We start from the raw sequence: 20,188 nt of genomic DNA on the forward strand, positions 1-20,188 counted from the left end.
AAGAGAGGCATCGTGACATTGATCGACAACCTTCGCGGTCGCTTGGCCGGCCCGGTACTCGGTCCGGCAGACGACGACTTCGCCACCGAGATCGCGGCCTGGAACACCGCGAACCAGCACACCCCCGAGGTCGCCGTCGGCCTCACCTCCGAGGACGACGCCGCCGCCCTGGTGCGCACCGCGGCAGAGTCCGGTACGCCGATCCGCGTGCTCGCCACCGGCCACGGCTCCGCTACGCCTGTCACCGGCGGCATCCTCGCCACCACTTCCCGGCTCACCGGTGTCACCATCGACGCGGAGAACCGGATCGCCCACATCGCGGCGGGCTGCCGCTGGGCGGAGGTGGTCGCGGCCGCGGCCGAGCACGGGCTCGCACCGATCACGGGGGCGTCCGACACCGTCGGGTGTATCGGCTACACGCTCGGCGGCGGCCTCGGCCCGCTCGCCCGGACGTACGGGTTCTCCTCCGACTGGGCGCGTGGCTTCCGGATCGCCGTCGCCTCCGGGGAGGTCGTGTCCGCCAACGCGACCGAGAACCCGGATCTCTTCTGGGCGTTGCGCGGCGGCAAGGGCGGCTTCGGCATCGTCACGTCGATGGACTTCGAACTCGTCGAACTCACGACGCTCTACGGCGGCTCGGTGTTCTTCGACGGACCCGAGATCGGCGCGGCGGTGTCCACCTGGGTCGACTGGACCAAGACCCTGCCGGAGACCGCGACCTCGTCGGCCGTGATTCTCCGGCTGCCACCGCTGGAGTTCATTCCCGAACCGCTGCGGGGTAAGACCGTGCTCAGCGTGCGGTTCGCCTTCGTCGGCGATCCGGCCGAGGGTGAGCGCCTGTTCCAGCCGATCCGCGACGTGGGCGCCACCCTCATCGACGCGGTCGGCGAGATGCCGGCGTCGGCGATCGCGACGATCCACAACGACCCCAAGGACCCGGGGCCGGGCTGGGATCGTGGCATGCTGCTGAACGAGATCGACGCCGAGTACGTCGCGGCGTTCCTCGCAGCGGCCGGTCCGGATCAGCAGGTGCCTTTCGTCGCCATCGAGATACGGCACCTCGGCGGAGCCACCCGGCGCGACGTACCGGAGGGCAGTGCGGTCGGCGGTCGTGGCGGCGCTTACACGCTGTTCATGGTCGGTGTACCCGACCCGAGCCTGTTCGAGAAGGTGCTACCCATGGCCGCCGACGCGCTGGTCGAGCCGCTGCGCCCGTGGATCGCCGCCGAGAACACCGTCAACCTGGCGGGCGGTCTGACGGTCCCGGGATCGTACGAGGCGTCCTGGCCGGCCGAGACCTTCTCGCGGCTCGCGGAGGTCCGGGCGGCGTACGACCCGAACATGCTCTTCCCCTACGGCCCGCCGAGCTAGGGGGCACCAGGCAGCCGTACATCGCCCGCTCGGAACCACCACGTGAGGCCTCGGGGTCCAGCCAGCCGGCTTGGACCGCGGGGTCCTCAGCGGCGTACTGCCTGGCTTCTTCCACTCCGACGCGGTAGATGCACAGACCGCTGAGCATCGCGTCCAGACCGTCACGGAACGGACCGGCCGCTGCCATCAGACCGCGCTTCCGCAGCGAGTCCAGGAAGTCGAGGTGCGCCTGCTGGATCCGGTCCTCCTCATCCTCGGGCAGGTCCGGCCGGTCCGGCCGCCGGCGCAGCAACACCAGCGTCAGGCCCTCCATCCCCGGCCGCGGCGGCTCGCTCACGACGCCACCCGCTCGGACAGCATGAAGGTATTGCCGTCCGGGTCGTAGAACGTCGCCAGCCTCACCTCGTCGGCGACCAGTCGGGTCTCGCCGTCGAAGCGGGTGTCCAGCGACTCGAGGTGGCGGCGAGCGCTGTCGATGTCCGTCACGCCGAAGGTGATCGCCGGGCCTCCCTCGATGTGCGGCTGCTCGACCTCACCGAGGCCGATCCCCACGCCGGGCAGATGCGTGCTCAGCTCGGCCCACCCCCAGGCGTCCAGCCGGTGCACAACCTCGAAGCCGAGCGCCTGCTGGTACCAGTCGAGGGACCGCTCGAGGTCGGTGACCTCCAGAGCGCAGACCAGCCGCCCGTCGTAAGCGATGCGCGGTGCGTCGCGCGACGCACCCGGCCGAGAATCCGTCATAGTCTCGTTTTTATACTAGGCTTACTTCTGTGTCAACGCTGGTCCGACTCGCCCACCATCGCTGGGCCATCCCGGTGCTCGCCGAACTGCATCGCACCGGCGGCGGGCGCTTCGTCAATCTCATCCACAGCCTGGGCGTCAGCCGCGAATCCCTCCGGCGGACCCTTATAGCGTTGGAGTCGTACGACCTGATCCACCGCAACCCCGGCTACGGCCACCCGCTGCGCCCCGAGTACCTCCTGACCGCGACTGGCGAGCGCCTGGCCGAGCCCAGCCGCGTCGTGATCGAACTCCTGGCTGACCTCCAGGCAACCGAGGTCGGCCTCCGGAAGTGGTCCCTGCCGATCCTGAACGCCCTCGCCGCTGACCGACTCCGGTACTCCGAACTGCGCAACGCCCTGCCCGGTACTACGCCCCGCGCGCTCACCCTCGCTCTCAAGGACCTGGAAGCGGCCGGACTCGTCTCGCGGGTGGTGACCACCAGCTACCCACCGACGACCAACTACGGCACCACGGCTCGCGCAGTACCGCTTGCGCTGGCGGCCGGTCGGCTGACGGTCAGCTGACGTCCGAGGCCGACGGCGCCCAGGGAAAGGCCTCTGGCAGCAGGTCGCTGATGCGGACGCTGCCGATCCCCTGGGCCGTCGGGATGATCACGCGGATGTCCGGGTGGTAGTCGAACAGGATCTGACGGTCGCGGCCGCAGGGACCGTAGACGCCGCGACCCTCGTTGCCGACTGCAACGATCGTGGTGAGCTCGCGGGCACCCTCGGCCCGGGCGCGGCCGAGTGCGACCAGTTCCGCGCAGGGGCCGCCAGTGAAGTGGTAGAGGTTGATGCCGGCGAACATCCGCCCGTCGGCGGCGCGCACGGCCGCACCCATCGTGTAGACGCCGTCGGGGCCATCCGTGTTCTCGTCCACCGTCCGCCGGGCCAGCTCGATCAGCTCGTGATCCTCAGCGGTCAGCGGCCGCACCTCGATCGTCATCCGCCAACGCTCCCACACCCGCCAGGCCGCTGCCATCGGATTCCCGCTTCGCCGCACTCCGTCGCGGCGTACAGGTCAGAAGGCCGGGATGATGTCCTTGCCGTACGCCGCGAGGGTGTCTTCCTTCGCGTCGTGCTGCAGGTAAATGGCGAACTGGTCGACGCCCAGGGCCTTGAGCTCCTCGAGGCGGGCGAGGTGGTTCTCCACCGGGCCGAGGATGCAGAACCGGTCGACCACCTCGTCGGGGACGAAGTCGGTGTGCGTGTTACCCGCCCGCCCGTGCTCGGCGTAGTCGTAGCCCTTGCGCCCGGCGATGTAGTCGGTCAGCGCCTTGGGGATCTCCCCCGAGGTCCCGTACCGCTCGACGATGTCCGCCACGTGGTTGCCCACCATTCCCCCGAACCAGCGGGTCTGGTCACGCTGGTGCGCCAGGTCGTCACCGACATACGCGGGCGCGGCCACGCAGAACTTGATCTTCGCCGGATCACGCCCGGCCTGTTCGGCGGACCGGCGTACGGCGGAGATCATCCACGCGGCGATGTCGGGGTCGGCCAGTTGCAGGATGTACCCGTCGCCCACCTCACCGGTCGCCGCGAGCGCCTTCGGCCCGTAGGCGGCGACCCAGACCTCGAGCGCGCCGTTGTCGACCCAGGCGAACTTGAGCTCCTTCCCGCGGTACGAGACCGTGCGGCCGGCCGCGAGCTCGCGGACCACCTCAACGCACTGCTTCAGCTGGTCGACCGTGCCGGGCTTGGCGCCGAGCGTGCGCAGCGCCGAGTCGCCCCGGCCGATGCCGCAGATCGTCCGGTTGCCGAACATCTCGTTCAGCGTGGCGAACTGGGAGGCGATCACGGTCCAGTCGCGGGTGCCCGGATTCGTCACCATCGGGCCGACGATGACGCGCTGAGTGGCCGCCAGGATCGCGCTGTAGATGACGAACGGCTCCTGCCAGAGCAGGTGCGAGTCGAACGTCCAGACGTAGTCGAAACCGGCCTCCTCGGCCTTGCGCGCGAGGTCCACCACCGCGGCCGCGGGCGGATCACACTGGAACACCACTCCGAAGTCCACGGCGTCTCCCCTCCCCATCAAGCATTGTCAGACCAGGTACGACGAGAGCCCGCGACGCAGGTACTTCCCGCGGCCCTTGCGGCCATGGTAGTTGCCATCAGCCACGATCACCTCGCCGCGCGAGACCACCGTGTCGACCCGGCCGGCGATCTCGGTGCCCTCGTATGCCGAGTAGTCCATGTTCATGTGGTGCGTCTCGACACCGATCCGGGTGGTCCCGTTCGGGTCGTAGACGACCAGGTCCGCATCGGAGCCGGGGGCAACGATCCCCTTCTGCGGGTAGAGCCCGAACATCCGGGCCGGGGTGGTCGCGATCGTCTCCACCCAGCGCTCCAGCGACAGCTGGCCGTCCACCACCCCTTGGTAGATCAGGTCGACGCGGTGCTCGACGCCGCCGATGCCGTTCGGGATCTTGGAGAAGTCGCCGACGCCGAGCTCCTTCTGGTCCTTGAAGCAGAACGGGCAGTGGTCCGTCGACACCACGGCGAGATCGTTGCTGCGAAGCCCCTTCCAGAGGTCCTTCGCGTGTGGTTCGTGCTTGCTGCGCAGCGGCGTCGAGCAGACCCACTTCGCGCCCTCGAAGCCGGGCGCGCCGAGTTGGTCCTCGAGCGTCAGGTACAGGTACTGCGGGCAGGTCTCGGCGAACACGTTCCGGCCCTGGTCACGCGCCTCCGCAACAGCCTCCAGCGCTCCGCTCGCCGACAGGTGGACGATGTAGAGCGGGCAGTCCTGCGCGACGGACGCCAGGGTGATCGCCCGGCTGGTCGCCTCCGTCTCCAGCGCCGCGGGCCTGGTGATCCCGTGGTAGATCGGATCCGTCTCGCCACGGGCCAGCGCCTGCTGCACGAGCACGTCGATCGCGATGCCGTTCTCCGCGTGCATCATGATCATCGCGCCGTTCTCCCGCGCGGTCTGCATGGCCCGGAGGATCTGCCCGTCGTCGGAGTAGAAGACGCCCGGATAGGCCATGAACAGCTTGAAGCTGGTGATGCCCTCGTCCGCGACCAGCTGGTCCATCGCCTTCAGCGCGTCGGTGTCGACGCCGCCCAGGATCATGTGGAACGCGTAGTCGATGTGGCAGTTGCCCTCCGCCTTCGCGTGCCACGCGGCCAGCCCGTCCTGCACGACCTCACCGGTTCGCTGCACGGCGAAGTCGATGATCGTCGTGGTGCCACCCCAGGCCGCGGCGCGCGTCCCGGTCTCGAAGGTGTCACTGGCCGCCGTCCCGCCGAACGGCAGCTCCATGTGCGTGTGCGCGTCGATCCCGCCCGGGATCACGTACTTGCCGGTGGCATCGATCACCTCGTCCGCCTGCACGGTCTGGCTGTACGACGGGTCGAGCAGCGCGGCGATCTTCTCGCCCTCGACCAGCACGTCGGCCGGTTGCGCACCGGTCGGCCCGATCACGGTTCCACCCTTGACCAGCAACGACATCCTCGACGCTCCTTCTGTCGAACCCGGCTCCGGCGCTTGTCTCGTCTACTACGGCTTGGTCAGGTCCCCGTACGCGTCCGGCCGGCGGTCGCGATAGAACTGCCAGCGGTCCCGGACGGTGTCGAGCAGCCCCAGATCGAGGTCCCGGACGATCAGCTCGGGGTCGTGGTCGTGGCCGACGTCCCCGACGAACTTCCCCTCCGGGTCGACGAAGTACGACGTACCGTAGAAGTCGTTCTCACCGAAGTCCGACTCGATCCCGACCCGGTTGATCGCGCCGATGAAGTACTCGTTGGCCACCGCGGAGGCGGGCTGCTCGAGCTTCCACAGGTACGACGAGAGGCCGCGGCTGGTCGCCGACGGGTTGAACACGATCTTGGCGCCGGCCAGTCCGAGTGCCCGCCAGCCCTCGGGGAAGTGCCGGTCGTAGCAGATGTAGACGCCGATCCGCCCGACCGCGGTGTCGAACACCGGGTAGCCGAGGTTGCCCGGGCGGAAGTAGAACTTCTCCCAGAACCCGTTCACCTGCGGGATGTGGTTCTTCCGGTACTTGCCGAGGTACTTGCCGTCAGCATCGATCACGGCCGCGGTGTTGTAGAGCACGCCGGGCTGCTCCTGCTCGTACACCGGCAGCACCATCACCAGGCCGAGCTCGGCGGCCAGCGCCTGGAACCGCTCCACGGTCGGCCCGGGCACGGACTCGGCATACTCGTAGAACTTGGGATCCTGCAACTGGCAGAAATACGGCCCGTAGAACAGTTCCTGGAAGCAGATGACCTTCGCCCCCGCCGCAGCCGCCTGCCGCGCGTACTCCTCGTGCGCCTTGACCATGGACTCCTGGTCACCCGTCCAGTTGGTCTGCACCAGCGCCGCCCTGACAACCTCCGCCATAGCCAACCTCCCTAGCCGAGCCCCCATCCTTCATCCGCCACCCCAGCCCCGTCAACGACGGGATGGCACCAGGGAGTTCGGCGGCGATGGTGACGGGGTTGACGGAGTGGCCGGGCGGGGTTGGTGGGATCGCACGGCGGCTAGCTCGTCGGTCGGCGGGAAGACCGGCGGAGGGGAGGGGTCAGAAGACGAGGACCGCGGCCACTACGGCGATCAGGACCACGACTGCGCCGACGACGGCCAGCATGCGGCCGTTGACCTTCGGCTCCTCGGTGGGGGACACCTGGCCCTCGTTGACGAAGGCGCGGAACATCTGGGTGCTCGCTCCCGGATCCTGGTCGTTGTCCGTGACGTTGTGCTCAGCCATGGCGCAGACCCTACCGGTGCCCCGGACCGCCGCCAGCCACCGCGGCCCGATCTGACCGGACTCTTACGCTCCACCTCCACGCGGTGTTCACCCTCCGTACTCCGCCCGCGCACGCTCCGATAACCGTTTGCGGCCGGGCCAGATCGATGTACCATTTGGTACATGCGCTTCGATCACTCAGTCACAGTCCAGGCCCCACCCGAACGCGTGTGGGCGATCTTCAGCGATGTCGCCAAGTGGCCCGAATGGACCTCGACGATCGACTCGGTCGAGCGGCTCGACGAGGGCAGGATCCACGTCGGCGCCAAGACCCGGATCCGTCAGCCGAAGCTCCCGGTCGCGATCTGGGAGGTGACCGAGGTCGTCGAGGGCGAATACTTCGAATGGGTCTCGCGCGCTCCCGGCATCAAGACGATCGGCGGCCACCGCGTCACCGTGACACCCGAAGGCACGGTCGCCACCTCGACGATCATCCAGGAGGGACCGATCGGCTGGATGTTCGGGAAGCTCTACGCCGGCCTGACCCGCCGCTACATCGCGATCGAGGGCGAAAGCCTCAAGAAGGTCAGCGAACAGGCGACGCCCGCCACGGATCCAGAGCCGGGCAACCGGGCCGCCGGGCCGGGGTCGGGATCGGGCGGGTCGGGGTCGGGCGAGCCGGCTGCCGGGCCGGCGTGAGTCGCGAGAGTCTCCTCGACGGCGCGGTCGAGCACTTCGCCAAGAACGGGATCGGTGACGCGAGCCTCCGCAGTATCGCGGCCTCGATCGGCACCAGCCACCGGATGCTGATCTACCACTTCGGCTCGCGCGAGGGGCTGCTTGCCGAGGTGGTTCGCACGGTCGAGGCGCAACAGCGCGACCTGCTGGCCATGCTCAGCGAGAAGGATCTCCCACTGGCGGAGCAGGCCGAGCAGTTCTGGCGACTCGTCACGGAGGCAGCGCTGATCTACGGCCCGCTGTTCTTCGAACTGTCCGCTCACGCGATGCAGGATCTGCCGCACACCGAGGCACTGAAGGCAGACCTGATCAACGTCTGGCTACCTCCGCTGATCGACCTGTGCGTCCGTGCGGGGCTCCCGCCGGACGAGGCGCCGGCGTACGCGCGGCTCGGGCTGGCAGCGTCGCGGGGCCTGTTGTTCGACCTGCTGCTGACCGGCGACCGGGCCGGCGTCGACGCGGCCTCAGACCTGCTCAACAAACTCTTTACGCCGTAAGGATTACCACGCCTCAAAGATCATTCCGGTTCGGTCGGCTCGGCGATCCAGCCGGCGACCACCGGGAGGCGGGAGTCGCGGTGCACCGCGACGAAGCCGAACGGGCGGTCGAGGGAGACGTCCAGCCGGCGCTCCTGCTTGGTCGGCATCGACGCGCGCATCAGTCCCATCGCCGTCACGGCCGCCGCCTCGAAACCGGTGGCGAAGAACCGGGCGAGCACCGTCTGCTTGGCCTGTCCGACCACCAAGGATTCCGGGCTGATCGCGCTGAAGTGACCCGGCCCGTCAGGCGGTGAACTCACCGTGCTGAGCCCGAAGAGTTCCCGCTGCGCCAGCAGATCGTGTTCCATCTCGACCTTGAACGACGGCAGCGACAACTTCACCTCCGGCACAGCCGACGTCGTCAGCCCGATCTTGATCCCCGGCGCGACCTCCTGCCCCGGCTGTCCCTGCTGAACCAACGCCGCACCCGCCTGCCCACCCGCAGGCTTCACTGACGCAGCAAGAAGCCCAGCCAGTACTTCGGGCTGCGCCGCGCCGGGCGAGCCGATTCCGAGCAGCACGTCCACATCCGCGTCCCCCTGCACGGTGATCACGGTGAGCCCGCCCTCGTACAACCGTACCGAGTCAAGCTCCCGGTCGCTCCGCTCGAGCCAGTGCCACGAGCCACCCGCCCACGGCCCGTCGTACTGGCGCTTGATCTGTTCCTTGAACGGGCGCGTCCAAGTGGTGCGCAGGGAGAGAGCAGACGCCAGTACTACCGAGAGGTCCGGCGTCACCTCGAGTGGCATCTCGCGGATCAGGTTGTCCGTGTGCCGGGCGGCCCAGGCGTCGAGTTTCGCCTTGTCGGCGGAGGAATCGCCGGTGAGGGTGCCGGTCAGCTCGGTCGGGATGACGGTGTCGAACGACTCGCTCAGCTTCAGCTGCTCGTGGACCCAGACGCCGAGTGCGGCGTGCAGATCGGCGGACTCGTCGACGGTCCGCATCAGCTCGACCGCGCTGGTCGCGGCGCTGTCGGCAGGGACGCCGGCCGCCTCGGCGAGCTCGGAGCGGCCAGGTTCGTCGGCGGCTGTCGCGAGGAGTGCCAGCAGAGGCCAGAGGCCGAGCCCGGACACGACGGTGGTGCCGGGCGGCAGTTGCTGCGCCCAGCGGGAGGTGAGGCTGTTGACGGCTTGCACGACGTCGGCATCCATACGGACCACAGTGCCATGTGGAGGGTCATCGGACCCGTCGAACGGGAGTCTTCAGGGGCCGGCAGGGGCGATCGCGATTATTCGGCGGAATGACGCTGATTTTCATTTCGCCGCTGCTGTCCGTGCTCGTGCGGGCGCGTTCCGCTGTGCCAGGATGCCGCCCATGAGCACGCCCGCCGACTCCGCCGAGGCCACCAAACCCCCAGATTCCCCCACCACCCCGGCAACTCCCGGCGCCTCTACTCCCTCACCCGAACCCCCGTCGCCTGTCCCGGATGACAAGGACTCGATGGGGTCGTCGGTCGCGTTCACGGCGACGTTGGTGGTGCTGGTCGGGCTGGCGTTGTTCGGGCGGAGGATCTTCGCCGGGCTGTTCACCGACGACGGGGTCCGGACCTGGGCGACGATGTTCGTCGGAGTCACGGTCCAGGCGATGCCGTTCCTCGTGCTCGGCGTGCTGCTGTCCGCCGCGCTCACCGCCTTCGTCCCCGCCAGTTTCTTCGCGAGGGCACTCCCCAAGCACCCGGCGCTCGCAGTACCGGTGGCCAGTGCGTCCGGGGTGATCCTGCCCGGCTGCGAGTGCGCCTCCGTCCCCGTGTCCGCCGCGCTGATGAATCGCGGCGTCACCCCCGCGGCGGCGATCGCGTTCCTGCTGTCCGCACCGGCGATCAACCCCGTCGTACTCGCGTCCACGGCGGTCGCGTTCCCGGGCCAGCCGAAGGTGGTCGTCGCGCGGGCGGTCACCTCGCTCGGGGTGTCGATGGTGCTCGGCTGGTTGTGGCTGCTGACCGGCAAAGGCGATTCCTGGCTGAAGTTGCCGAATAGCCGGCACGCCGAAGGCACCGGCAAGCTCGAGGTGTTTCGCTCATCGATGCTGCACGACTTCCTGCACGCCGGCGGGTTCCTCGTGATCGGAGCGGCAGCCGCCGCCACGTTGAACGTCGTCGTACCGCGGGAGTGGCTCGACCATGTCGCGAGCACCCTGCTGCTCTCGGTCGTCGTACTCGGTCTGCTGGCCGTGCTGCTCGCGATCTGCTCCGAGGCGGACGCCTTCGTGGCGGCAAGCCTGACGCAGTTCTCGTTGACCGCCCGGCTCGCGTTCATGGTGGTCGGGCCGATCGTCGACGTGAAACTGATCGCGTTGCAGGCCGGGACCTTCGGGCCGAGGTTCGCGGTCAGGTTCGCGCCCGCCACCTTCGTGGTGGCGATCCTGTCCAGTCTTCTCGTCGGGTGGTGGCTGCTGTGAGGCGCAATGTCGCGGGACTGGTCGTGGTGTTCGTCGGGGCCGCGGTCGTGCAGCTGGCGACCTCGAACACCTACCTCCGCTACGTGAAGCCCGGGATGCGCTGGATGCTGCTCGCGGCCGGCGCCGTCCTGATCATTCTCGCCGTGGCCGACGTCCTCGCCGACACCCGCAAGAAAACCGCCACAGAACCCAACCCGGACCACAGCCACGACGGACACGGCCACGGTCACCTCCTCCCCCGAGCCGCCTGGCTCCTGGTGGTCCCGATCTTCGCCCTGCTGGTGGTCGACCCACCCGCCCTCGGCGCGGATGCGGCGCAGCGGCAGTCCCCGGTCGCGGCGAAACCGATCGCCCCCAAAGGCCACTCCTGGCTCGCCGACAGCGCCCAGGGCGGCACCCCGGTACCGTTGGCCGTGCGCGACTACGCCGTCTGGGCCGTTTGGGAGAAGGAGAGCATGAAGGGCCGGAACTTCCAGTTGACCGGGTTCGTGACTCCGGGCAAGAACGGCACCTGGTACGTCTCCCGGATCGGGCTGACCTGCTGCGTCGCCGACGGCACCGCGTTCATGGTGGAGGCCCGCGGCCAGGCCGCGCCGCCGAAGAACCAGTGGGTCACCGTCACCGGCGAGTGGGCCGAGCCGACGAAGCGCGCCGACGGGGACGTCGCCGCCCTCACCATCACCGGGGTGCGGAACGTGACACCGCCGGCCAACCAGTACGAGTGACCGCGCCCCTCAGCACGACCGACCTGCTCGAGGGTCTGGCGTCGGGCCTGCGCTCCAGCACCGCTTCGACCTGGTTGTCGAGGGCAACGTTCACAAGTTCGGCCAGAACAGCCATTGCCTCAACCCGCTCGGCTTCGCCCTGATGCAGGCCCGGCTCAGACTGCTCCGGTGAGCACTTGCTCGGGCGATTTCGCGGCAGGCCGGACTCGGCGGCGAAGTACGGTGCACGCCATGCCGCCGATGATCAGGACGGCCGCAATCCCCTGCTGCAGGCCGACCGCCTCGCCGCGGAGCAGCCACGCCGCGGCCATCCCGACCACCGGGACGAGCAGGGAGAACGGCGCGACGGTGCTCGCGTCGTATTGGCGGAGCAGGAAGCCCCAGACGCCGAAGCCGAACAGGGTGGCCATGAACGAGAGATAGCCGATGGCGCCTACTCCGGTGAGGCTGATGTTGCGCAAGGCATCTAAATCTCGGCCGGCTCCCTCGGTCAGCAGGGAGAGCAGCAACAGGGGCAGTACTGCGACCGCGCTGACCCAGACCATGAACCGCAACGTGTCCTGCGGCTTGGCGTGCCGGGTGACGATGTTGGACACTCCCCAGCACGCGCCCGCGGCGATCACGAGCATTAGCGCTCCGAGCGGCGCCGCCAGCCCGTGGTCCAGCATGATCAGCACCATGCCCGCGCAGGCGATCGCGATCCCGGCCAGCTGCGTGCGGCGCGGCCGCTCCCGCAGTACAAGTACCGCGAACAGCAGCGTGAAGATCACCTGGCACTGCAGCACCAGCGACGCCAATCCGGCCGGCACGCCGCGATCCATCGCGATGAAGAGCAGGCCGAACTTCGCCATGCCGAGGGCGAGGCCGACCGCGATCACGTAGCGCCAGGCGACCCGTGGTCCGCCGAGCAGGAAGATCGCCGGCACTGCCGCGAAGAAGAACCGCAGGGCCGAGAACAGCAGCGGCGGGAAACCTTCCAGGCCCACCTCGATGACGACGAAGTTGACGCCCCAGACGACCACGACGGCCAGCGCGAGGAGCATGTGACGCGGGTTCATGGACTCCAGTCTGGGCTGGTCTACAGTTAAGGACCAGCGAAGATTGCTATGGCTGACACTGAAGAGGTGCTACATGATCGATCTGGGCAGGCTCCGGGCACTGCACGCCGTCGCGCTCCACGGCTCGGTCGGTAGCGCGGCCGGCGCGCTCGGCTACACCCCGTCGGCGATCTCTCAGCAGCTGGCCAAGCTGGAGCGCGAGACGCGGACCGTCCTCGTCGAGAAACGCGGTCGGGGGATCGTCCTGACCGACGCGGCCCAGCAGCTCGCGGCCACGGCTGCCCAGGTCTTGGAACTCGTCGAAGCTGCCGAGCTGACCTTGGAGGAACAGCACGGCCAGGCGATCGGGTCGCTCCAGATCGCCGCCTTCCCGACGGCCGCCCGCGGCCTGCTGCCCGCCGTACTGCCGCGGCTGATCGGTGACAACCCCGCACTCGACGTGCGGGTGAGCGAGACCGATCCGTTCGAGGCTGTGGCCGCGGTGGCGAGGGGTGAGATCCACATCGCGGTCGTGCACGACTGGCACAACACTCCCCTCGCCCTGCCCGACGAACTGTCCCGGGTGAAGCTCGGCTCCGACCCGGCCGACGTGTTGCTACCCGCTACGCATCGCCTGGCAGGTAAGGAGTTCGTGCGCGCCGACGACCTCGTGGGCGAGCGCTGGATCTGCCAGCCGGCGGGAACGATCTGCCACGACTGGCTGATCCGCACGATGCGCAAGGCCGGAGTGGAACCGGATGTCGCCTACGCGGTCGCGGAGTACCAGACCCAACTCGCGATGCTTGCCCGCGGCATCGGTATCGGCCTGCTCCCCCGCCTCGGACGCGGCCCCCTGCCCGAGGGAGTGGTCGCAGTACCGCTGCAGCCGGCCCCGAGCCGGCGGCTGTACGCCGTCTGGCGCACAGCCACCGCCCGCCGTCCCGCCATCGCAGTAACCCTGGCCGCCCTCAAAGCAGGCTGGCAGCACCGGGACACCGCTTAATCCGTGCGATCGAAGGCCGAGCTGAAGATTTTGAACCCCCGGGCCGGCGTTCCGCCCCTACGCCGGCCAGGGCCTCCCTGCTAGCCGTAGACCAAGGTGTGGAGCTTGGTCTCGGTCTCCTCGTCGACCGGGGTGTAGACGGTGGCGCGGACCTGACCGAGCTGGGTCAGCCACAGATTGGCCGGCTCCATCCTCAGCAGGCCGACCTTCTCGTTCTGCAGCAGCTTGATCTTGGCGCTCGGCGCGGCCACGTCGTACCGCTCCCAGAGCTCGGCGAACAACGGAGAACTCGCGAGCAGCCGATCGGTGAGATCCTGCCAGCTGGGCTCGCCGAGGTGGTCGGCGAGCGCCGCACGATATCCCGCGACCAGGTGCATCTTGATCGAATCGCCGTCCATGAACGCACACCGCCAATCGTCGGACACGAAGGTGAGCCAGAGCAGGTTGCGCTCCTCCAACGGCACCGCCGCCATGTCGAGGATCACCTTGGTATAGGCGTCGTTGAAGGCCAGGACGTCGTACCGCGCGTTCATCACCTGCGCGGGATAGGGCGAGAACTTGTCGAGCATCTTCTGGATGGAGGCGGGCAACGCCGCGCAGGCAGCCTTCGCCGGGCCGAGGGCGATGCCCGCGAGTGTGTAGAGGTGGTTCCGCTCCAGCCGGTCCAAGCGGAGCGTGCGCGAGATCGCCTCGATCACCTGGGCCGACACGTTGATGTCGCGGCCCTGCTCCAGCCAGGTGTACCAAGTCACCCCGACTCCGGCGAGCTGGGCGACCTCCTCGCGCCGCAGGCCCGGAGTACGGCGTCGGCCGCCCGGGGCGAAGCCGACCTCTTCAGGCTGGATCCGCTCCCGCCGGCTGCGCAGGAACGCCGCCAGTTCCCGCCGCCGCTCGGCCTTGTCGGTGGTGGCTGGCATGCTGGTCAGGACGCTCACATCTCCATGGTGGTCCGTCTGCCCGGGTGGCGAAAGGCTGGTGCCAGGTGCTGCCAATACCAGGATAAACAGGCTCTCACCACCAGGCTCGGAGTCGGCGCAGAGTGGGTGACATGACAGACCAGCTCCAGACCGCCCGCGTGGCCACCGAGCCGCGCACGGCGTCACCACTCGGCCCGGTGGCGCTCACCACTCTGCTCTTCGGCGCCTTCCTGCCGATGCTCTCCTTCTTCATCATCAACGTCGCCCTGCCCGCGATCGGGTCCGATCTGCAGGCCACCTCGGGCGAGCTCCAACTCGTCGTCGGCAGCTACGGCATCGCCAACGCCACCTTGCTCGTGGTCGGCGGTCGCCTCGGCGACGGCTTCGGCCGCAAGCGGCTCTTCCTGCTCGGCCTGTTCGGCTTCACCGTGATGTCGCTGATCTGCGCGATCGCCCCGACGATCGGCGTACTGCTGGCTGCCCGGGTCGTCCAGGGCGCGGCTGCCGCGGCGATGACTCCGCAGGTGCTCGCGTCGATCAGCAGCCTGCTCACCGGCGAGCACCGCGCTCGCGCGATGGCGATGTTCGGCGTGGCCGGTGGTGCGGCTGCCGCACTGGGCCAGATCCTCGGCGGCGTTCTGGTCGAGGCCAACGTGTTCGACCTCGGCTGGCGGGCAGTGTTCCTGGTCAATGTTCCCGTCGGGCTCGTCGCGCTGGCTGCTGCTTTGAAACTGCTTCCGGAGACTCGCGCCGAGAAGGCCCAGCGGGTCGACCTGGTCGGTGCGGGCCTGCTCGCGCTCGCGCTGGTACTCCTGCTGCTGCCGCTGACCGAGGGCCGTCCGCTCGGCTGGCCGACGTGGACCTGGATCTCGCTGGCCGCGACGATTCCAGCCGTCGGGCTGCTCGGCGTACACCAACATCGGTCGGAGCGGGCCGGCTCGGCGCCGCTGATTCCGCCGTCGGTACTGCGCTTGCGGCCGATGCGGATCGGCTTGCTGCTGGCCGTGGGCTTCTTCACCACCTTCGGCGGCTTCATGTTCGTCTTCGCGCTGGCGACCCAGGGTGAGGCCGGGATGTCCCCGCTGGAAGGCGGCCTGAGCCTGCTCCCGATGGCGGTCGGCTTCCTGATCACGTCGATCTACGGTCCCCGCCTGCAGCAGCGGTACGGTGCCGGTCTGATCCTGCGCGGCTGGATCGTGCAATCAGTCGGGTACGCCGTACTTGCTGTGGTGGCTCTGACGCTGTGGCCTGACGTGACTCCGTGGTCCCTGGCGGTGCCGATGCTCATCGCTGGGTTCGGCAGCGGCCTGGTGATGGTTCCGCTGATGGGTGTGGTCGTCGGCCAGGTCCCACCGGCACAGGCCGGACTCGGCAGCGGAATCCTGCTCACGAGCCAGCAGACCTGCTTGGCACTCGGCGCGGCCACGGTCGGTACGGCGTACCTGTCGCTGGCCGGGACCTCGTGGGGACAGGGCGGTGCGCTGGCCGCGGTCTCACTGGCGATCACGGCGATCTCGTTGCTGATGACGCCGGTGACTCACCAGCTCAGGACGCGCTAGTCCCAGTGCGGCGGCCGGTTCAGCGCGGTGGGCAGCTTGGTGGCTTGATTGCCGCGAGCCGCGTTGACCTGGGACTGCGTGAGGAACAAGGCACCGCTGAGATCCGCGCCTTCGAGGTTGGCGTCCCGCAGGTCGGCGCCGATCAGGTCGGCCTTCCGGAGATCGGCGTCGCGGAGATCGGCCGCGATGAGGTAAGCGCCTCGGAGATTGGCGGAGTTGAAGTCCGCGCCGCGGAGTCTGGCCCCGAAGAGGTCGGCTCCGCGGCGCTCCTTCTTCTTGCTCTGCTTGCCGCGAACCAGGGCGCTCGTCCGCAGCAGGAGTTCGTTGACCGCCTCGCGCTCGCCGGGCAGGTCGACCGTCGTCACATCAGGCTCGAGGGTGAGCTTCTCTATCTGGTCGCTCACGGCTCGCAGGTCGGGGTGGATCGACTTGGTCTCCGGGCGTTCGAGGGCCTCTGCCAGGTACCACAGCAGCTCGTGCAACTGCCGCATGATCGGCAGCGCCTCGAACATCCTCTGGCCCGGCTGCTCGCGCCAACTGCTGCCGGCGAGCTTCGAGATCTTCTGCCCGGCGCCGAAGCAGTCGTAGACCGTGCAGCCCTGGAAGCCGGCTGGGCGGAGCTTGCTGTGGATGCCGCAGCGGAAGTCTTCCTGCAGGTTCGGACACGGCTCGCCCGCGTCCTTGTCGATCGCGAAGTCGGCGGACTTCGAGAAGGTCAGCGCGACGCAGCAGAGTCCGTAGCAGTTGCTGCAGTCCGCGCGGAGATCTTCTCGGATCACGACTACCTGGACGACCGCGGGCGGCGCAGTACTAGTTCTGCTCGGCGGCAGTCTGGCCGGTGCGGCGCCAGCGGATGCCGGCCTCGATGAACTCGTCGATCTCGCCGTCGAAGACCCCGCTGGTGTTACCCGACTCGTACAGCGTGCGCAGGTCCTTGACCATCTGGTACGGGTGCAGCACGTAGGAGCGCATCTGGTCGCCCCACGAGCCCTGCACGTCACCGCGCAGCGCGTCGATCTCGGCCCGCTCCTCGGCCTTCTTCAGCGCGAGCAGCTTCGCCTTCAGGATCACCATCGCGCTGGCCTTGTTCTGCAGCTGCGACTTCTCGTTCTGGCAGGAGACCACCGTGCCGCTCGGGATGTGGGTGATCCGGACCGCCGAGTCGGTGGTGTTGACGCTCTGACCACCCGGGCCGGACGACCGGTACACGTCGATCCGCAGCTCTTCCTCGGGCACGTCGATCTCGTCGGTCTGCTCGAGCACCGGGACCACCTCGACCGCGGCGAACGAGGTCTGCCGACGGCCCTGGTTGTCGAACGGCGAGATCCGGACCAGCCGGTGCGTGCCCGACTCGACGCTCAGCGTGCCGTAGGCGTACGGCGCCTTGACGCCGAAGGTGGTCGACTTGAGCCCGGCCTCTTCCGCGTACGACGTGTCGTACACCTCGGTGGCGTAGCCGTGCCGCTCCGCCCAGCGCAGGTACATCCGCTGCAGCATCTCGGCGAAGTCCGCGGCGTCGACGCCACCCGCGCCGGACCGGATGGTCACCAGCGCCTCGCGCTCGTCGTACTCGCCGGACAGCAGGGTGCGGACCTCGAGCGACTGGACCAGCTTGGTCAGCGCGCCGATCTCCTTCTCCGCCTCGGCCAGGGTGTCCGCGTCGTTCTCCTCGCGGCCCATCTCCATCAGCACGCCGAGGTCGTCGATCCGGCTGCGCAGTTTGGTGACCCGCTCCAGGTCGGCCTGCAGGCTGGACAGCCGGGACGTCACCTTCTGCGCGTTCGCCTGGTCGTCCCACAGGTCGGGCGCGGCCACCTGCTCGCCGAGGTCGGCGATCTCTCGGCGCATGCCCTCCAGATCGAGCACTTTCTCGATCGAGGTCAGGGTTGCGTCGAGTTGCTTCAGGTCAGTGTCGAAATCAGGTCCAGCCACAACCAAGCAGCGTACCCGCTCCGTGTCTCTGGCTGGGAATTCAGCACCTCAGGCGTCCCGCGTGGAACTCGGCACCACAGCCGCCCCGCCGGCACCAGCTCCGTCAGCGACTCCCCCTGGTCAGGACCTCAGGCCGGCGCTCTGGGGGTCAGGCCGTGGTGCAGGACCCCGAAGACCGTGTTGACGGCTTCTTCGAGCGCACCGTCGGCGTGGGCCACCTGGACTCCCGAAGGCCGATCCGGCACGAAGTGGGCGAACTCCGCCTCCAGCACCTTCTGAGCGGCCGCGTACTGAGCGGCGATGAGCCGCGCCATCAGCGGTCGAAGCTGCTCATCGCGCTCCAGCAGGGCCGCGACCATCAACTCCTCCATCTCCTCTGCGTTCTTCCGCCGCCGAGACAGCAACGCTGGGCTCTCCTCGAGCGTGCGGGTGAACGATGCCCACGTCGCCAGGTGCCCCGACCGCAGCCGCTCGCGGATCTGCTGCTGATAGTGCTGCTTCAGCGCCTCGACGACATCGTCTCCGGGCGCGGTCAGCCGGATCGCCTCGGCCGGGCCGGTCCACCAGTCGGTGTCGTCGAAGAACAGGTCTTCCTTCGTCGGGAAGTGGTTGAACACCGTCTGCACTGCGACATCGGCTGCCTTGGCGACCTCGGCCACCGTGACCGCGTCGAACCCGCGCTCGATGAACAGACCGGTCGCCACGTCCGAGATGGCCTGCCGCGTCTGCTTCTTCTTCCGCTCCCGCCGCCCTTCGATCTGCATGGACACACTCTAGAGCCGCATGCTTTACTTCCTCCATTCTTGTAGTCACTACATCTTTGGAGTTAGTCCATGACAATCCTCATCACCGGTGGTCGCGGCAAGATCGCCCGTGCAGTCCGCGCCGGCCTGGTCTCCAGCGGTCGCGAGGTCCGCGTCGCCAGCCGCGAACCTGACCTCCTGGGCACCATCGCCCTCGACTCCGCCTCTGGCTCGTCCTGGTCCGCGGCCCTGAAGGACATCTCCCAGGTCTTCCTGTACTCCGATCCGTTGACTGCGGCGTTGTTCGTCGAAGCGGCCGAGGCGGCTGGGGTGAAACAGGTGGTCCTGCTGTCCTCGATGTCGTCCCAGGCCGGCCACGAGGACGCCGCGGCCGGATCCGCACTCGGCGGCCGAGCGGTTGATCCGCACTCAGGAGTCGAGCGGGTGATCCTCGGCGGCGCGTTCGCGAGCACGCGGCTGCAGCCCGGCACCTTCATGACGAACGCGATCTACTGGTCGTACCAGATCCGCGCGACCGGTCAGATCCGGCTGCCATACCTCGAGGCCGAGGAAGCGCCCATCCACGAGCAGGACATCGCGGACGTCGCGATCAGGGTGCTCCTGGACGGCCCGGGCGCCGAGCACGACGGCCGTGGCTATCCGATGACCGGGCCCGAGTCGATGACCCGACGTCGTCAGATCGACCTGATCACCGAGCTCACCGGCGTACCGATCGAACAGGTCGAACTGACCCCGGCCGAGGCTCGCGAGGAGATGGCGGCGACCATGCGCAATCCCGCGCAGCTCGAGTCCCTGATGTCCTACTGGGCCTCCCGCGTCGGCACACCGCACCCGATCGAGCACACCGTCGAACTGCTGACCGGCCACGCCGGCCGCACCTTCGAACAGTGGCTGAAGGACAACCCGACTGTCTTCTAGAGAAGGACTGGGCGCTTCCTAGGGAAGGATCGAGTCGATGTAGCCGCCGTCGACCCGTACTGCGCCGCCGGTGGTCGCGGAGGCCTGTTCCGAGCTGAGATAGACGACCATGTTGCCGATCTCGGCGGGCTCGATCAGCCGCTGGATCAACGAGTACGGGCGGTGCTCCTTCATGAACTGCGCCTGCGCCTCGTCCCAGGGTAGTTCGTCAGCGACCAGTTCGTGGACGAAGTCCTCGACGCCCGGCGTGTGCGTCGGCCCGGCCATCACCGAGTTGACGGTCACCCCGGTCCCCGCCGCGGCCTTCGCATAGCCCCGCGTCACCGCCAGCAACGCGGTCTTCGTCATCCCGTAGTGCACCATCTCGAGCGGGGTCACCACGGCCGAGTCGCTCGCGATGTTCATCACCCGCCCGAACCCGCGCTCCATCATCCCCGGCAGGTACATCCTGATCAGCCGGACCGCCGAGAGCACGTTCACCTCGAAGTACCGGCGCCACTCGTCGTCGTCGATCTCCAGCACCGGCTTCGCGCCGAAGATGCCGAGGTTGTTCACCAGGATGTCCAGCTCGCCGACCTGCTCCTCGAGCTGCTCGGCACCCTCGGCCGATGCCAGGTCCGCGGCGATCGGGATCAGCTCGGCGCCGGGCACGTCCTTCCGGATCTCCTCGGCCGCCCGTTCGGTCTTGTCCTGGCTGCGCCCGTTCACGACGACGGACGCCCCGGACCGCGCGAGCTCGGTCGCGATCGCCTGCCCGATCCCCTGACTAGACCCCGAAACCAACGCCCACCGACCCGCCAGCTCGATATCCATCACCCCAT

22 protein-coding genes and 1 pseudogene are annotated in these 20,188 nt (G+C 68.5%); 9 read left to right on the forward strand and 14 right to left on the reverse strand.

What is annotated here, in order from left to right:
* The first annotated feature begins 12 nt into the window (after positions 1-12).
* Positions 13-1,371, forward strand: a complete 1,359-nt coding sequence (locus EV644_RS02050; RefSeq protein WP_132187642.1) for an FAD-binding oxidoreductase — start codon at positions 13-15, stop codon at positions 1,369-1,371.
* Between the two features lie 73 nt (positions 1,372-1,444).
* On the opposite strand, the pseudogene EV644_RS47630 reads toward EV644_RS02050, so the two are convergent.
* Together EV644_RS47630 and EV644_RS02060 are read right to left on the reverse strand one after the other, a co-directional pair.
* Positions 1,445-1,684: pseudogene (locus EV644_RS47630) on the reverse strand (YciI family protein); the annotation flags it as partial.
* Positions 1,685-1,704: 20 nt separating this feature from the next.
* Positions 1,705-2,112 carry a VOC family protein gene (locus tag EV644_RS02060; protein WP_132187233.1) on the reverse strand — a complete coding sequence of 136 codons (408 nt, stop codon included), beginning with the start codon at positions 2,110-2,112 and terminating at the stop codon, positions 1,705-1,707.
* 29 nt (positions 2,113-2,141) lie between these two features.
* Between EV644_RS02060 and EV644_RS02065 the strand changes: the two genes are divergently transcribed.
* Positions 2,142-2,678 (forward strand): winged helix-turn-helix transcriptional regulator, encoded by a 537-nt coding sequence (locus tag EV644_RS02065; protein WP_132187232.1) that lies wholly within the window; start codon positions 2,142-2,144, stop codon positions 2,676-2,678.
* Here EV644_RS02065 and EV644_RS02070 read toward each other — a convergent pair.
* From EV644_RS02070 to EV644_RS02090, 5 genes are all read right to left on the reverse strand, one after another.
* Positions 2,671-3,099, reverse strand: coding sequence for a cytidine deaminase family protein (locus EV644_RS02070; protein WP_132187231.1), 429 nt, complete (start codon positions 3,097-3,099; stop codon positions 2,671-2,673). The genes EV644_RS02065 and EV644_RS02070 overlap by 8 nt on opposite strands.
* A gap of 75 nt (positions 3,100-3,174) precedes the next feature.
* A complete protein-coding gene (locus tag EV644_RS02075) occupies positions 3,175-4,167 on the reverse strand; it encodes a TIGR03842 family LLM class F420-dependent oxidoreductase (protein ID WP_132187230.1) in 993 nt (330 codons plus the stop codon).
* A gap of 27 nt (positions 4,168-4,194) precedes the next feature.
* Positions 4,195-5,601 (reverse strand): dihydropyrimidinase, encoded by a 1,407-nt coding sequence (gene hydA / locus EV644_RS02080; protein WP_132187229.1) that lies wholly within the window; start codon positions 5,599-5,601, stop codon positions 4,195-4,197.
* A 48-nt stretch (positions 5,602-5,649) separates the two neighbouring features.
* Complete coding sequence (locus EV644_RS02085; RefSeq protein WP_132187228.1) at positions 5,650-6,492, reverse strand: nitrilase-related carbon-nitrogen hydrolase; 843 nt, start codon at positions 6,490-6,492, stop codon at positions 5,650-5,652.
* Positions 6,493-6,673: 181 nt separating this feature from the next.
* A complete protein-coding gene (locus EV644_RS02090; RefSeq protein WP_132187227.1) occupies positions 6,674-6,859 on the reverse strand; it encodes a hypothetical protein in 186 nt (61 codons plus the stop codon).
* Between the two features lie 162 nt (positions 6,860-7,021).
* Here EV644_RS02090 and EV644_RS02095 point away from each other — a divergent pair, with 162 nt between their 5' ends.
* Positions 7,022-7,537: an SRPBCC family protein gene (locus EV644_RS02095; protein WP_132187226.1), complete on the forward strand. Its 516-nt coding sequence runs from the start codon at positions 7,022-7,024 to the stop codon at positions 7,535-7,537.
* Entirely contained in the window at positions 7,534-8,073 is a 540-nt protein-coding gene (locus EV644_RS02100) for a TetR/AcrR family transcriptional regulator (protein WP_132187225.1), read from the forward strand. The genes EV644_RS02095 and EV644_RS02100 overlap by 4 nt, the downstream gene beginning before the upstream one ends.
* 20 nt (positions 8,074-8,093) lie before the next feature.
* Here the strand turns inward: EV644_RS02100 and EV644_RS02105 are convergent, their stop codons facing one another.
* Positions 8,094-9,266 carry a serpin family protein gene (locus tag EV644_RS02105; RefSeq protein ID WP_132187224.1) on the reverse strand — a complete coding sequence of 391 codons (1,173 nt, stop codon included), beginning with the start codon at positions 9,264-9,266 and terminating at the stop codon, positions 8,094-8,096.
* Positions 9,267-9,429: 163 nt separating this feature from the next.
* On the opposite strand from EV644_RS02105, the gene EV644_RS02110 reads away from it, so the two are divergent.
* On the forward strand, positions 9,430-10,512 hold the full coding sequence (locus EV644_RS02110) for a permease (RefSeq protein WP_132187223.1): 1,083 nt from the start codon (positions 9,430-9,432) through the stop codon (positions 10,510-10,512).
* Complete coding sequence (locus tag EV644_RS02115; protein WP_132187222.1) at positions 10,509-11,237, forward strand: TIGR03943 family putative permease subunit; 729 nt, start codon at positions 10,509-10,511, stop codon at positions 11,235-11,237. Before EV644_RS02110 ends, EV644_RS02115 begins: the two co-directional genes overlap by 4 nt.
* A 155-nt stretch (positions 11,238-11,392) precedes the next feature.
* On the opposite strand, the gene EV644_RS02120 is transcribed toward EV644_RS02115, so the two are convergent.
* A complete protein-coding gene (locus EV644_RS02120; RefSeq protein WP_132187221.1) occupies positions 11,393-12,295 on the reverse strand; it encodes an EamA family transporter in 903 nt (300 codons plus the stop codon).
* Between the two features lie 73 nt (positions 12,296-12,368).
* Here EV644_RS02120 and EV644_RS02125 point away from each other — a divergent pair, with 73 nt between their 5' ends.
* Entirely contained in the window at positions 12,369-13,277 is a 909-nt protein-coding gene (locus EV644_RS02125; protein WP_132187220.1) for a LysR family transcriptional regulator, read from the forward strand.
* Positions 13,278-13,357: 80 nt separating this feature from the next.
* Here EV644_RS02125 and EV644_RS02130 read toward each other — a convergent pair whose 3' ends face one another.
* Entirely contained in the window at positions 13,358-14,212 is an 855-nt protein-coding gene (locus EV644_RS02130) for a helix-turn-helix transcriptional regulator (RefSeq protein ID WP_241997815.1), read from the reverse strand.
* 113 nt (positions 14,213-14,325) lie between these two features.
* Between EV644_RS02130 and EV644_RS02135 the strand changes: the two genes are divergently transcribed.
* Complete coding sequence (locus EV644_RS02135) at positions 14,326-15,753, forward strand: MFS transporter (RefSeq protein WP_132187219.1); 1,428 nt, start codon at positions 14,326-14,328, stop codon at positions 15,751-15,753.
* On the opposite strand, the gene EV644_RS02140 is transcribed toward EV644_RS02135, so the two are convergent.
* From EV644_RS02140 to EV644_RS02150, 3 genes are all read right to left on the reverse strand, one after another.
* Positions 15,750-16,532 carry a pentapeptide repeat-containing protein gene (locus EV644_RS02140; protein ID WP_132187218.1) on the reverse strand — a complete coding sequence of 261 codons (783 nt, stop codon included), beginning with the start codon at positions 16,530-16,532 and terminating at the stop codon, positions 15,750-15,752. The genes EV644_RS02135 and EV644_RS02140 overlap by 4 nt on opposite strands.
* Before the next feature lie 31 nt (positions 16,533-16,563).
* A complete protein-coding gene (gene prfB, locus EV644_RS02145) occupies positions 16,564-17,685 on the reverse strand; it encodes a peptide chain release factor 2 (protein WP_132187217.1) in 1,122 nt (373 codons plus the stop codon).
* A 128-nt stretch (positions 17,686-17,813) separates the two neighbouring features.
* Positions 17,814-18,449 (reverse strand): TetR/AcrR family transcriptional regulator, encoded by a 636-nt coding sequence (locus tag EV644_RS02150; RefSeq protein ID WP_132187216.1) that lies wholly within the window; start codon positions 18,447-18,449, stop codon positions 17,814-17,816.
* Between the two features lie 69 nt (positions 18,450-18,518).
* Here EV644_RS02150 and EV644_RS02155 point away from each other — a divergent pair, with 69 nt between their 5' ends.
* Positions 18,519-19,367, forward strand: coding sequence for an NAD(P)H-binding protein (locus EV644_RS02155; protein ID WP_132187215.1), 849 nt, complete (start codon positions 18,519-18,521; stop codon positions 19,365-19,367).
* 18 nt (positions 19,368-19,385) lie between these two features.
* Here EV644_RS02155 and EV644_RS02160 read toward each other — a convergent pair whose 3' ends face one another.
* On the reverse strand, positions 19,386-20,180 hold the full coding sequence (locus EV644_RS02160; RefSeq protein WP_132187214.1) for an SDR family NAD(P)-dependent oxidoreductase: 795 nt from the start codon (positions 20,178-20,180) through the stop codon (positions 19,386-19,388).
* Positions 20,181-20,188: the final 8 nt, after the last annotated feature.

This window comes from Kribbella orskensis, from assembly GCF_004342085.1.
Lineage (GTDB): Bacteria > Actinomycetota > Actinomycetes > Propionibacteriales > Kribbellaceae > Kribbella > Kribbella orskensis.